The sequence below is a fragment of the Haliscomenobacter sp. genome (assembly GCF_965225875.1).
In the GTDB taxonomy this organism is placed as follows: domain Bacteria; phylum Bacteroidota; class Bacteroidia; order Chitinophagales; family Saprospiraceae; genus Haliscomenobacter.
The window spans coordinates 792,786-805,604 of record NZ_CBDDBS010000001.1 but is presented as its reverse complement, the minus strand read 5'-3'; the positions used below and the strand labels follow the sequence as shown (position 1 = coordinate 805,604).

Here is a 12,819-nt window from a genome sequence, read left to right as displayed (position 1 = left end):
CCTGACCGAACTGGAACGCAGCAACTTACAATTGATCCAGGCCGCCGAAAACAAGTAGAACTGCTTTATTTTGAAAAAAAAGTGGCTCAGCACTTGCGTATAATGGTGGGACGTATTACTTTTGCGTCACTCTTGGAAAAAACGCTTTCTGGGACTGGTTTTAGACCTATGGTGTAACGGTAGCACATCTGATTTTGGTTCAGCCTGTTAAGGTTCGAATCCTTATAGGTCTACAAGATTTTACATAATCCGTTGAAAACCAATGTTCATTTTTGAACCGTGGTTAGAATCGTGGTTATTATCTCCAAAAAGGGGCAATTCGTTGGTAGCGGGTGCCCCTTTTTCTTTTTACTCAACCTCGTTAGTTTGAGTTGTTGGCAGCTTTTCTGCTGCATCCTTCGCCAGCTTTTCCACCACTTGAAGAAAGGATATTCCCCAAGTTTCCACCAGCTTTTGAAGAATTTCGTGGGTATCGGGATCAACCCTTAAGGTTTTGTAACCCCGGCGCGTCCCACGCGGTTGGTATTCGCGTTTCACCTTCTTCATGTTATGCACAACATTAGAGTGATTTGACGGAACATACAAACGGAAAATGATAATGTGCTGAACTATTTATGGAACGGCTGCTTTTAGATGGTGATTGGCAATTTTTTCTAGGTTTTTGGAAGCGGCACTTAAATAAATCACTCTTAAAATGTTTTTTGATCCTTCTTTTGACCTGTTGCTGCTCTAATCAGCCAGTAAGTTTTGAATTAGGATTAAATACGATTCGATTAATTGACCGCTTTACTTCTTTTTTTTATTTTTGAGAAAGTCAACTATACCTTTTTAATTCCGTATTATGGATAAGGCTAAATCTCTTTCAAGACCGTCTAAAGGAAAAACGAAGCTCAACATTTGTTGGCCGGGAGCAATATTTAGAGCCTATTTAGGCAAAATTTAAGCCGTTCGCTAGATAGTGACGATTACTACTTCATTTTCAGCATCCATGGACAGAGTGGAGTAGGCAAAACCACCTTGGTAAATAAATTTCAACAACTTGCTAAAGAATATGAAACCTTAGTCATCTATACAAATGAAGATATTCGGGAAATACCTGATTTACTCGGTTTATTTGCCAAGCAATTTAAAGAACAAGGAGCTCCACTCAAAAAACTGGAAGACAGGCACCGTATCTATTTAAAAGAAAAGAAACTATTAGAAGCTGACCCAGAGGCACCAAAAAATATTGGGGCATTTAGTGGAAGAATGATCGCTAAGGGGGGAAAGGAATTAGCACGTAATTTAATACCTGGCGCAAGTATAATTCTAGACCAATTTGATACAGATGCAATTGGTGAGAAAATCGGAGAATTAACCAGCTATTTGGTGAAAAAAAAGATGAACAAAGATGAGGTGGAGTTATTGGTCAAACCTGTTGAGGTGTTAACACTTTTATTTTTGGAAGACTTGAAAGATTATGTGGATAAACCCAAAATTTGCTTCTTTTTCGATACTTATGAAAAAACAGACATTTATCTTGAAGAATGGCTGGGTCAACTATTGGAGGGCAAATTCGGCGATGCCCCAGACAACATTTTAATTTGCATTGCCGGGCAGGAGGAACTTAATCCCAATAAATGGAATGATTTTGCTGGTTCTATAAGTACTATTTCGTTAGAGCCTTTTACCCAAAATGAAGCTAGAAATTATTTATCCAGAAAAAAAGTAACAGACCCTGCTACTATTGACACCATTATCCATCTTTCAGGGTGTTTACCTGTGCTACTTGAGGTATTAGCTAAGACAGCTCCAAATTCACCAGATGAAATAAATGATCGATGTGATACAGCAGTAGAAAGGTTTTTAAAATGGATAGATGAGCCAATATTAAGAGATTTGGCTTTACATGCTGCATTGCCTAACTTACTAAATGAAGATATTATAAAGCAGTTATTATCAGAAGGGGCAGATGCTGTGAAGCTCTTTTACTGGCTCCGTAACAATCCTTTTGTATACAAACGTGATGATCATTGGGCTTATCACGCTCATGTTCGAGAATTAATGCTGCGTTATCAAAGGCAGTTATCCTTAGAAACTTGGGAGGGGCAAAACATCAAATTGGCAGAATATTACCTTCAACGAGCTAATACGATGGGTTTAGAAGGTGACACTGGATGGAAAGATAAGACCTGGCGTGAATGGATGCTAGAACATCATTATCATCAATTATTGGCTGCCCCTAAAAAGGCCATCATAGAGGCAATACGCGCATTTGCTAGAGTCTTTCGCTTGAACGGATTTTCCTCAGCAATACCTTGGAGTGAATTAATTGTTCAAGCTGAGCAAATAACCCAAGAAACAGAATTTGGAATAATTATTAGAAGAGGGGTAGCCGCATGGCAATCAGATGAAAATGAAATTGCGATTCAAATGTTTGACTTGATAAATAAACTGGAATGGCTAGTAGATTCAACAGATAAATGTTTCTTTCATTTTTTGGAAGCACATTGCTGGAACACAATGAGTAACTTGCCTAAAGCTATTTCTCAGCTCCAAAAGGCTATCGAAACTAAACCAGACTTTGCCAACGCATACCAGTTTCTAGGTGATACTTTGCAAGCCTCTGATGACTTACAGGGAGCAATTGCTCAGTACCGAAAAGCTATCGAACTCAACCTGGAAAATAATCTTTTATACACTGGATTAGGACTAGCATTATTGCGTTCCTCTAACCTAACTGAAGCTATTGCACTGTTTCAAAAAGCTATCGAGCTTGATCCAAATATTAGCATATCTTATACCTGTCTAGGTATAGCATTCCAAGTCTCTAATGATCTGCCAGGAGCAATTGTTCAACATCAAAAAGCTATCGAACTCGACCCGGGCGATTCTAATGCATATTTTAACTTGGGTATAGTATTGCAAGCCTCTGATGATCTGCCAGGAGCAATTGCGCAGTTCCAAAAAGTTATCGAACTCGCCCCGGGCAATTCTAATGCATATTTTAACTTGGGTTTAGCATTCCAAGCCTCTAATGACCTGCCGGAAGCAATTACGCAGTTCCAAAAAGTTATCGAACTCGACCCGTGCAATTCTAATGCATATTTTAACTTGGGTTTAGCATTCCAAGCCTCTAATGACCTGCCGGAAGCAATTACGCAGTTCCAAAAAACTATCGAACTCGACCCGGACAATTCTAATGCATGTTTTAACTTGGGTTTGGCATTCCAAGCATCTAATGATCTGCCAGGAGCTATTGCTCAGTTCCAAAAAGCTATCGAACTCAATCCGGAAAATGCGGATGCATACATTGGATTGGGTTATGCATTGCAAGCCTCTAATGATCTGCCAGGAGTTATTGCTCAGTTCCAAAAAGCTATCGAACTCAACCCGGAAAATGCGGATACTTACACTACATTGGGTTATGCATTCCAAGCATCTAATGATCTGCCAGGAGCTATTGCTCAGTTCCAAAAAGCTATCGAACTCAATCCGGATGATGCTGATACTTACGCTGCATTGGGTTATGCATTGCAAGCATCTAATGATCTGCCAGGAGCTATTGCTCAGTTCCAAAAAGCTATCGAACTCAATCCGGATGATGCTGATACTTACGCTGCATTGGGTTATGCATTGCAAGCCTCTAATGATCTGCCAGGAGCTATCGCTCAGTACAAAAAAGCTATCGAACTCAACCCGGATGATGCGGATACTTACGCTGGATTGGGTTATGCATTCCAAGCCTCTAATGATCTGCCGGGAGCTATCGCTCAATACCAAAAAGCTATCGAACTCAACCCGGATGATGCGGGTACTTACACTGGATTGGGTTATGCATTCCAAGCCTCTGATGACTTGCCGGGGGCTATTGCCCAATTCCAAAAAGCAATTGAACTCAACCCGGATAATGCTATTTACTATTACCACCTGGGTAATTTATTGTTAAAGTCAAAGGATTTTCATGGAGCTATTGTAAATTACCAAAAAGCAATTGAAATCAAGTCAGGCTATGCCGATGCTTGGCATGGTTTGGGGTGGGTATATCTTATAACTCACCAATTACAAAATGCAGACGATTATTTGATGAAATCTTGGGAACTTTGGAATAAAAATAATAGCTCCATAGCTATAAATCTTGGCCATGTAGAGCTACTCAAAGGCAATAAAGAAAATGCCATAGAATGGTATAAGAAAAGTATTCAACTAAATGAAAATATAGAAGACTTTTTTGAAGAAATGGAGTCCGATTTTACCGACCTCCAAATGGAAAAGCATGGTATCAGTCTAACTACTTACGACAATCTTTTACAAAAACTAAGGACATTCGTATAAAATAATCACTCCCCAGGACAGACTATTCTGATCTTCGCAATTAATAAAGCAAAACAAAATCATTAGTATTAGTGGGGCACTAAAATAAGTGCAGTGCCCCACTAATACCTTCAAAATTGGATTTGTACGTTAGATAGGTCTATTTTGCAAATCCAAATTACGATAACCGCAAAGATAAAAGCCAAAAAAACAAGGGAGTAAGCCAAATCACGTCCCTTCAATTTTCCTCCTTTAATCTTTAACCACTTGCCGAAATTGAGTTCAAATTCTAACATAGTTTTATTAGTTTAAATGAAGCCTAATTGTTTTTGATAGGCTCTATTGGTTGCTCCTATCCGATACCCTGTAGAAGCTTCAGGCGCAATAAACATCAAAAACCAGCTATTTGACCTAGCTAAAGATGCAGGAGAAACCCAATTGTGTCTCTATTTAGCATCACTTGCATGTTTTATTTGCCAGTAAAAGAGATACCTAATACTCTTTCTTTTAGCAGACAAACCTGATGTTGTTGTTTTCGCTAATACAAATTTAAGGACAGTTTGCGAACTTTGCAACATGTTGTATTTCAGCGCATTAGATCTAAAAAAAAATTGCCCATTTTTTGACCCACAACTGCAATTTTGGATGAGTTTAAAGTTCTAATCCATTCAATACCTTAGTATCCAAATTAACCCCTCGTTAATACTTTTTTAACGAGGGTCAATTTGAATTATTTTTATTTTTATTTGTATTTAATTGTAAATCAATACATTGAACAGTATAAGCGGCATTTAATTTTTTTGATCAAGAAAATAAATATTTAAATATTTAAATTTTAAATCGCTGATTATCTATGGTAATTAAATTAAATATAATTCATATCTAATCAAAAAAAATATTATTTTTTTTTACTACCCCTCTTTTTTGAAAAAAAACAAGGAAATACCCAATTGAAATGGGCACCTAATAGCAGAAAAAAAGGGGAATGCTCAACATCATATCAAAAGCTTTTTGCAGTCTCTTTCTTGTTTCGAGTGTGGACACATCTTTTTACAACACTTTTTTCAATCAATGTGACTAGCTCAGATAATAATACTCGCCTATGTTTGCTTCCTGGTAGAAAAATTAATGACAAATCACCCCTATCTTGCAAAGCTCTGATGTATTCGGATGAACATGCTAAATGTTCAGCGGCTTGTGAGGTAGTAAGTAGCCTTACATTTTCCTCTTGCTTAGCTTGCAAATTCTTTAGTGTATCTAGAAGGGTAGCCTTTACAGCATCGGCTACAGCAATTTGTATTTGTTGCTCCAAACTCATACATACATATTTTGAAGCTCTACCAATGAAGTAGCGAGATTAGGTAAATCGATCATTGGGTTCACTGCCCTACCTTGCCTCCAGGCTTCCCGCTCTATCTGTGGCTTCCAAAAGTGAGTCTTTCTAACTACATAGCTTTGCAAGTCGTTTTGCTCCATTAACAAACCTGCAACTTTGGCATAGTTAAGAGCCTTTTCTAAGTCATTTTCAGCAGTCAAAGCAGCCGACAAAGACAACTGCTTAATCATTATTTTAACGGTTCGGTCTGTTTTGGGTTTTGCTTTAGCCTTTATTCGCTGGTAGTTTTCGGTTTGCACTTGGTCAAAGTCAATGACTGTTATTTTTTCAGCCCTTTGAAGCCTTTTTTGCCTTTGGTGAGCATTTGGAGCATTGCGAAGGGCATCAGCGGGCACCCACTCAAAAAAGCTCTTTGTGGCCACTTCTGTCAAAGCAAGCAAACGCTTTTTATCGAATAAATGCGACCACTCAAAACCACATACGGTTTTTAAAAAATCAGTTTTCAATTCATACTCTAAGCGCCAGATATTACCCTTGACATCATTCAACCCGTTGGCTTTCCAATAGTCCAGAATGTACGTTTTGTGCTGAGATTTTTCGGTTATTTCCCTAGACTTGTCATAGCATCGAATAAGGCGACCACTGGAGCGAGAACCATAGGAAAACCCGGTACACTCCCGCTCAAAATTGGAGTAGTTGTAGGCGCAATTTCCCCCCTTCATGGAGCTTGCCCGGATGGGTACAATTTGCATTTGGTCAACCGATCTAGCAAAAGCCCCAAATTGCGGGCAATCCAAGGCAATATCTGCGCGTAAAACACTCAGAATTTTGGAGCCTATAGCTTTTACAAAGTTGCTGATTATGGAATGCAAGGTAATTTCTGCAAAGTCATCGTAAAATACAGTGTTTTCAAGCTGGAGTTTTGCCGTTTTAGAGAGGTTTTCAAAGATGGAATCAAAGTGAACAGTTCCCATTTTGGAATTACCATAGTATACCGCTGCGCCTGTACGATAAGTTTTTCCGCCAAAGGGCAAAAGCTCAAGGCTGTAAAACTCTGATCCTTTTACAAACGTACAAGTACCTTTTTGATTAAATGCTTCCAATGAGAGGTGACCAACCTCTAATTTGAGTTCAAGCCAATCCAAACCAATAAGAGTCTTTTTTTGATTTGTCCATTTTTCCCCCGTTTTACCTATTGGGGGAAAGTTAGCAGATATGGCTTTAACCGATGGAGCTCCCGTAGCAGCTTTCCAGCCTAGTTTGTTTTTGATCTTGCCCTGGTTAGGAGTAGTTGTGCCAGAAGTAGGTGCTAAGAGGATTGGCTTTAGCTGTGTGGCGTTTTCACTGCAATCGGTGGGATCACCATAAGGTAAGATTTCGGGCGATAGAGCGCCCTCAATGGCATGGCTGCTTTGGTTGTTATTAGCTTCTGTTGAACCAATAACAAACTCATTACAGGCCAAGACGTTTGCTTTTTCAAGCTTTTTACGTAACTTTGGCATGTTGAAAACATTTTTAGCCCGAGAGGGCTTTTTTTGTTTTTAAAAGTCGATTTCGCCAGGTCTTAAAGCCTGGCTTTTTTGTTTTTAAAAGTCGATTTTGCCCACCTTCGCAGTTCAAAAGACCTACAAAAGCGACATAGGGTATTTTTCAAGGTGAATCTGTGATCTGCGATTTTACACGCCAATAGCACAAAATTCGAGGTAAAAAAGCGGGGGGACATTTGCCCCGTTCCCCCCAGCGGGTTCGCATCTACACGAGTTCACCCGGTGGTCGTGAATACCCCTAAACAGTTCCACCGGGTAGCCCATTTGCGGGTTATTTTAAGCAGATTGTGCTGCTAATTGTAACACCTCTTGTTTTTCAAACAATGTAGTTTCACCTATTCTATACCTGGTCAATTGCTCATGCAACACTAGATGTTCACCTCCCAGGATTTCAAAAGCTTCGCTTTCATTTAGCAAAACTTTAATCCCCTTCGCTCCGATGCAGCGATTTTTGAAGACAGTGTCTACACAGTCAATCACCAGCATCTCTAATTCTATTTTGCTCAGATTGTCAACTACCATTAGTTTTTGTTTCTAGTGCAAAAAAAAGCCCTTTGCCACAGGCATTTTGTGAAAACCGTGAAAACTTCCCAGCTTTAATTTTCACCGTAATTTCAGCATTAAAGCTTGCCTCAATTTGTCCACCTTTGAACCTGGTTTAGGTCGTTCATCATCACTTACATATTTTATCTTATTGTGAATTTTTAGGCCAACAAATTCTGCGAATAATTCACAAAGGTTTGGTGGACTAACTTTAATATCAATCCTGCTTACAATGGCCTCAATGATCAAGGGGATAGCTGTTTTGGTCTTGTAAATCCATTCTTTGTTTTCATTCAAAACCTGTAATTCAATTAGAGCATTTATAACTCTTTCATAGTCTATTTTCCGTTCAAATGCTGTTTCAAAAGTTAGTTGTTCGTCCATCGTCATAAAAAGATGTTGAAGCCAGTTAAGTGAGCTGATCACTTCATCTTTGCCTTCTTTTATTTTTGGTAATGGACTATTTTTTAGTTTAACCTTTCCAAACATTTCTTTTTCAAGGTGCTTGCTAAATAATACAAAATCTTGTCTATCAGGTAGATTGGCGTCTATAATCATATTTACCTTATCTACCTTTTTTACTTCAACATTTGCACGGCTATTCTCTCGAAAATGCCATTCTATAAACTCAAAGAAATTGAGGGGCATAATCATTTTGTTTTGCTCCATCACTCCAGCAACATTATGGTAGATAGCATTAAATCTTTCAGCATGCTTCTTAAACAAAGTCATTATTGCCTTAGCAACCTCCAGATATCTCTTTACATTCTCAAATTTGACATCCGAGTCATCTGGATTTTTAGCAAATACATTTTGCCGAAAATCTACATACTCAGCTATGATTTCTTTAGGTGTCATCTTTTCGAGTTGGGCTGAGCGTAGTGCATTCTGCTTATCTAACTCTTCCCATTGCTCCCTTGGTGAAAGTTTCCGTTCTTCGTTCATGCTTGTTATTTTTAGCGTAATCAGGTATGTCAAAATTATTAATTTGCACACCTGGTTATCAGCTTTGATGCCCAAATATTACTCGCCAGTAATATGTTGTATTTTATCATGCTTAAGAAATTGATTTTCAATCGCACCCCCCTCCCCCCCCTTTTTTCACATCCTGCCGTTTAGGTCAAGAGAAGGGAGGGAAAATGTTTACCCCCCCCCTCCCCAATTTTTCTGGGTGGGTGAACAGAGCGGGGCAGCGATACGCGCCGGGACGGCGCTAGATATTTAGGCCACCCCCCGGTTCATCTTTCCCATGCCTCAACCATCTTTCTAATCTCTGCTAAGTCCACCTGAATGGCCGTTTCATTTTCCCACACTTTCCTAACTTCTAATCCAGCACTAGCAACTGCCCTATTCAGATCAATTAAGCCCGCTTTAATCTCATTATCCTGTTGAATAATGGTGCTGCTTTGCTCTTTAATTGTACATACTGTTTGCTCAAGCATTCGCAACCGCTGCCCGGCATTTTGTAGAAGGTAATCCAGTACCACTAAGTGATCTTGAACTAGTGTTAAGTCCATTGTTTTGATTTAGTTGATCAATGAAAAATTCAACCCATTCCAGGTTATTCACCTCTGCTTGCAAAGTTCGTTTCGTAGTTGTGCGCCCTGCTCTCTCATTGGCCAAACGTTGCTGTACAAAGCGGGCATGACGCTTTTTGTACATCTTTAAGCGTTGGCGCAATTGCCAGTCATTGAGGGCAATTTCGTGTGCTATAAAGGGTATTGGGCTTAAGGCTTCCCGGTTCCGTTTCCATTCAGAGAATGTCCGTTCAATGCCCCCGGCACATGGTGGCCATTCTTGCGCCGGGTTGATCCGTTTCCCGTGGTGCTGCTTGATTGAGGTGATCCGCTACCCGTATTTGATGGAGTTGGGTTAGGAGCTGGAGCCGATGCAGTACCGCCTGGCGTCCGGTTGGGTATAGTGATGTTTTTGTAAGCGGCGGGCAACTGCTCAAAACTTACATTGAAAACGGGTTGCTGCATGTTGTCTAGGCTATACAATTCATTAGGAGAAAGGGGTAGGGGTGGAGGTGGTGTATTTTCTTCAATGCGCCGTATGCGCTCCCTCACAAATTGGTTCCAACGGCATCCCAGGGCGTGAAACAATTCGCTCAAAACACTACTGGAAAAATCGTATTGAGTAGGTAATACTTTGGCTTCAATGCCTGATCCTTTTTTGTGGATTTCATCAACAGCAACCGATACAATCAAGATCAAGTGGCAAATGACTGTGAACCAGCTTAACCCGCCTTTGTATCTGCTTGTCCGTTGGTCGGTTTCAGCTACCGTTTGATTGTTGGCCTTTTCAGTTTGTTCCTTAACTTTCCCTAGATCAGCAGCAGCACTAGCTAAGGCTTCGTTTTTCCGGCCAGCAGCAGAACTTATCTCCTTACTCTTTGCTGTTTGTAAGGTGGCCAGTTTTCCGGCCTGGTCAGCCTCCAAAGTGGTGATTCGTTCACGAGCTTGGTTTTTGACGGTGGTGAAGCGCTGCCCAGCTCGTTCTTTAGCTTCGATTCTTTGTAGTTGCCCGGATGCTTGAGCAATCAATGCCTTATACTGTGCTTTGATTGCCTCCAGTTGGACACCATAGCGCCCAGTAATTTCTGTACTGTCTGTTCGCCAAGTGCTGAGTATTTTTTGTTCGGCTTGCTTATATGTCAAATCAGCAGCAGTAGTTTCCTCTAGCTTTGGTTTGGGCTTGACCTGTTCTACGATATCCCGGCTACCGTGGTAACTCATTAAAGTACCTACACTAAGCAGCACCATACAAGCACCCCATACAATGACTGTAAGCGGCAAATCCAGCCCGGAAAATCGACGGTGAAGGATCGCCCGGATACTATACGGCAAAAGCACCCTTAATCCAGTTTCAATAATCGCCACGCCAATAAAAGCCCCTACAATGGCACCACTCCAAGCCAAACCGGGCACAAAGAAAACCAAGCTGGAGTGGATCGCAGTAAACAAAACACCTAACTCCGTAAGGGCTGAAACGACCTGAGCCAAATAGCCCGATACTTTGAGCGCTGGAATCAATCGAGCGTAACGATTGAAAAAATCGCTGTCTTTGGGCAGCGTTAGAAATGATTTCATAAATTTGATTAAGTTTTCATTAGAAAATTGCCCTTGCTTGTCGCCTGCTATTGCTCAAGTGAGGGCTTTTTGTTTCTACCTCCAGGGGTCAGCCATACCCATTTAGGCAGCTCTTACCACCTCTTTAGCCTTTCCAGTTCGGTACAGTTCAGCGCAAGCAATACCATTGCGGATGGAGCATAAAAAGACCATCTGCCCAGGTTCCGGTTTGTAGTCACTCCGAACGAGCAGGCAGTTTTCACCGTCAGTTGCTACATACTTTTCCCAACCGTGGGTGATGTTGCCCGGCATGATACTTTCAAAGTGTTCTTTGGCCTTTTGGCCGAATTGCAAAGCGTTCATTAAATGCTCTTTATAGTTAGAAAATCAGATTACTTAGATTGCCTTGATTTGGGCTTTGATTGCGGCCACGGTTTCCCGGCGCTTTTTGCGCTTTTCGTCCTGGCTAACGCCAATGTATTCCATGAGTTGGGTAGCGTTTTTGTGTCCGGTAACGCTGCAAATTTCATCCACGGGCATGCCCAGATTGTACCAGATGGTGGCAAATGTTCGCCGCGCTGTGTGTGTACCCACGGCTTCCCATTTTTCGATTTCGTATTCTTTGATTTTTCCACCGCTGTCTTCACTCCAGCGCATTTTTTCGGTAATGCCAGCACGGCGGCAAAAGAACTTGACCCGCTCGTTTATCTTCACATCAGCGGTTTTATTGATTTGCTTTCCCACTGTAATAATTGGAGATTGATTGTCGTATTTGGCCAATAAGTCCCCCAATGAATGAGGCACCAAACCCGCGAAAAGGTCTAATTCTACCTCGCAGTAATTTTCGGTCTTTTCCTGTTGGTAAAAGCGTACTAAATCGCCTTTCACTTGGTACGGTTTAATAAATCCGTAATCGCTCCAGCGCTGCCCGGTAAATGATCCAATCAAAAAGCAATCCCTTATTTTTTCATCCAGCCCAGTAAGCTCCAAGGCTGCAAGTCGGTTCAATTCCTCCAAAGAAAGGGCAATAGGTACGTTTTTGGCCTTTTCAACTCCAGCACTTTGTACATTCGCCCAACCTCGTTCTTTTGAAATTGCGTTTTGGTGGTGACCATTGGCTCTTGACTCGTTGATGAATTGCCCGAAGCGCTTTAGAGTGCCTTGTACGTAGGAAACAGAATAGTTTTGTTCAAAGCAATAGCGAATCAGCCTTTTCCGAAAATCCCAGGTAATGGCCTCAAACTTTACATCCTTTGCCCTGGCTTTATCCCAGTCAATCAGCGGCCACGTTGCCACCTTAGCCCCGGTGACAAAATTGTACAAAATGCGCCCGGTAACTTTTAGCTCTTTACGGGTATTTTCTGCACAGTATTCACGCATATAGGCCAATAGGAAAGGCGTTTTGGCTGGTTCAGCTTTGCCCGTTGCCTCGTTCATCAATGCGGAAAAATCAGATTGGGTCAAGTATCCAGCTCCAGACAGGGCTTGTTCGGTGAGTACTTCCAGTGTGTTCAATTCTTCCCGGATGTGGGGTAGGTTACCCGATTTAGGACGGTTGCGCTTGGCATCCCATTGAGCAGGGTTGATGTGCAACCCGGTTGACCACTTCAAAGACTTTTGATAGTGGCGAATGGTTAGAATGATTGCTGTTTTGGCCTTCGCTTTGGCATCTCTTAAGTTAAAATGCACTTTCATAAATGGCTATTTTTGCCAAATCTCCAAATAACTGCCCGTGGTTAAAAATGAGGTTAAAACCGTTGGCGTTTATCTGTTGAGTTGGCTATTTTGCCACAATTCAAAAATGCGAAAGGCCAATAAAGCCAATAATACTGGTTTTAAACGTATTTGTAAAAGTCCTTATAGGTCTACATAGAAAAGGCATAATTACTTGTTCTGCAAGTTTTTATGCCTTTCTTGTTTTGGGGTGGGTGTTTTGATGCTCCGTTTAGAAATCTTCCGAACCGTTTCTGAGCTTCTTTCTTTTTTGTAAAAAACAGTACTCAACAAAATTAGCCAACTACATCTTGGA

At 41.0% G+C, this 12,819-nt stretch carries 10 protein-coding genes and 1 tRNA gene; 2 read left to right on the top strand and 9 right to left on the bottom strand.

The genetic code is table 11. The features are described from left to right. The first annotated feature begins 162 nt into the window (after positions 1-162). Positions 163-233 (top strand) — tRNA-Gln (locus ACO08K_RS03115). A 115-nt stretch (positions 234-348) separates the two neighbouring features. Here ACO08K_RS03115 and ACO08K_RS03110 read toward each other — a convergent pair. Next, positions 349-546: a hypothetical protein gene (locus ACO08K_RS03110; protein WP_421794930.1), complete on the bottom strand. Its 198-nt coding sequence runs from the start codon at positions 544-546 to the stop codon at positions 349-351. Positions 547-1,017: 471 nt separating this feature from the next. Here ACO08K_RS03110 and ACO08K_RS03105 point away from each other — a divergent pair, with 471 nt between their 5' ends. After that, positions 1,018-4,314 (top strand): tetratricopeptide repeat protein, encoded by a 3,297-nt coding sequence (locus ACO08K_RS03105; protein WP_421794929.1) that lies wholly within the window; start codon positions 1,018-1,020, stop codon positions 4,312-4,314. Positions 4,315-5,293: 979 nt separating this feature from the next. Here the strand turns inward: ACO08K_RS03105 and ACO08K_RS03100 are convergent. The 8 genes from ACO08K_RS03100 to ACO08K_RS03065 all read right to left on the bottom strand — a co-directional run bounded on the left by ACO08K_RS03100 (position 5,294) and on the right by ACO08K_RS03065 (position 12,485). Beyond that, positions 5,294-5,611: a hypothetical protein gene (locus ACO08K_RS03100; protein ID WP_421794928.1), complete on the bottom strand. Its 318-nt coding sequence runs from the start codon at positions 5,609-5,611 to the stop codon at positions 5,294-5,296. Then, positions 5,608-7,131, bottom strand: coding sequence for a hypothetical protein (locus ACO08K_RS03095; protein WP_421794927.1), 1,524 nt, complete (start codon positions 7,129-7,131; stop codon positions 5,608-5,610). Before ACO08K_RS03095 ends, ACO08K_RS03100 begins: the two co-directional genes overlap by 4 nt. A gap of 321 nt (positions 7,132-7,452) precedes the next feature. Next, entirely contained in the window at positions 7,453-7,698 is a 246-nt protein-coding gene (locus tag ACO08K_RS03090) for a hypothetical protein (protein ID WP_421794926.1), read from the bottom strand. An 81-nt stretch (positions 7,699-7,779) separates the two neighbouring features. Next, positions 7,780-8,664 carry a hypothetical protein gene (locus tag ACO08K_RS03085; RefSeq protein ID WP_421794925.1) on the bottom strand — a complete coding sequence of 295 codons (885 nt, stop codon included), beginning with the start codon at positions 8,662-8,664 and terminating at the stop codon, positions 7,780-7,782. Between the two features lie 293 nt (positions 8,665-8,957). Next, a complete protein-coding gene (locus ACO08K_RS03080) occupies positions 8,958-9,236 on the bottom strand; it encodes a hypothetical protein (protein WP_421794924.1) in 279 nt (92 codons plus the stop codon). A gap of 210 nt (positions 9,237-9,446) precedes the next feature. Next, complete coding sequence (locus ACO08K_RS03075; protein WP_421794923.1) at positions 9,447-10,811, bottom strand: hypothetical protein; 1,365 nt, start codon at positions 10,809-10,811, stop codon at positions 9,447-9,449. Between the two features lie 102 nt (positions 10,812-10,913). Then, complete coding sequence (locus ACO08K_RS03070; protein ID WP_421794922.1) at positions 10,914-11,153, bottom strand: hypothetical protein; 240 nt, start codon at positions 11,151-11,153, stop codon at positions 10,914-10,916. 33 nt (positions 11,154-11,186) lie between these two features. Continuing rightward, positions 11,187-12,485: a hypothetical protein gene (locus ACO08K_RS03065; RefSeq protein ID WP_421794921.1), complete on the bottom strand. Its 1,299-nt coding sequence runs from the start codon at positions 12,483-12,485 to the stop codon at positions 11,187-11,189. Positions 12,486-12,819: the final 334 nt, after the last annotated feature.

Coding starts and splice junctions, on each gene's coding strand:
- ACO08K_RS03110 (WP_421794930.1), bottom strand. CDS start 546: ATGAAGAAGGTGAAACGCGAATACCAACCGCGTGGGACGCGCCGGGGT.
- ACO08K_RS03100 (WP_421794928.1), bottom strand. CDS start 5,611: ATGAGTTTGGAGCAACAAATACAAATTGCTGTAGCCGATGCTGTAAAG.
- ACO08K_RS03095 (WP_421794927.1), bottom strand. CDS start 7,131: ATGCCAAAGTTACGTAAAAAGCTTGAAAAAGCAAACGTCTTGGCCTGT.
- ACO08K_RS03090 (WP_421794926.1), bottom strand. CDS start 7,698: ATGGTAGTTGACAATCTGAGCAAAATAGAATTAGAGATGCTGGTGATT.
- ACO08K_RS03085 (WP_421794925.1), bottom strand. CDS start 8,664: ATGAACGAAGAACGGAAACTTTCACCAAGGGAGCAATGGGAAGAGTTA.
- ACO08K_RS03080 (WP_421794924.1), bottom strand. CDS start 9,236: ATGGACTTAACACTAGTTCAAGATCACTTAGTGGTACTGGATTACCTT.
- ACO08K_RS03075 (WP_421794923.1), bottom strand. CDS start 10,811: ATGAAATCATTTCTAACGCTGCCCAAAGACAGCGATTTTTTCAATCGT.
- ACO08K_RS03070 (WP_421794922.1), bottom strand. CDS start 11,153: ATGAACGCTTTGCAATTCGGCCAAAAGGCCAAAGAACACTTTGAAAGT.
- ACO08K_RS03065 (WP_421794921.1), bottom strand. CDS start 12,485: ATGAAAGTGCATTTTAACTTAAGAGATGCCAAAGCGAAGGCCAAAACA.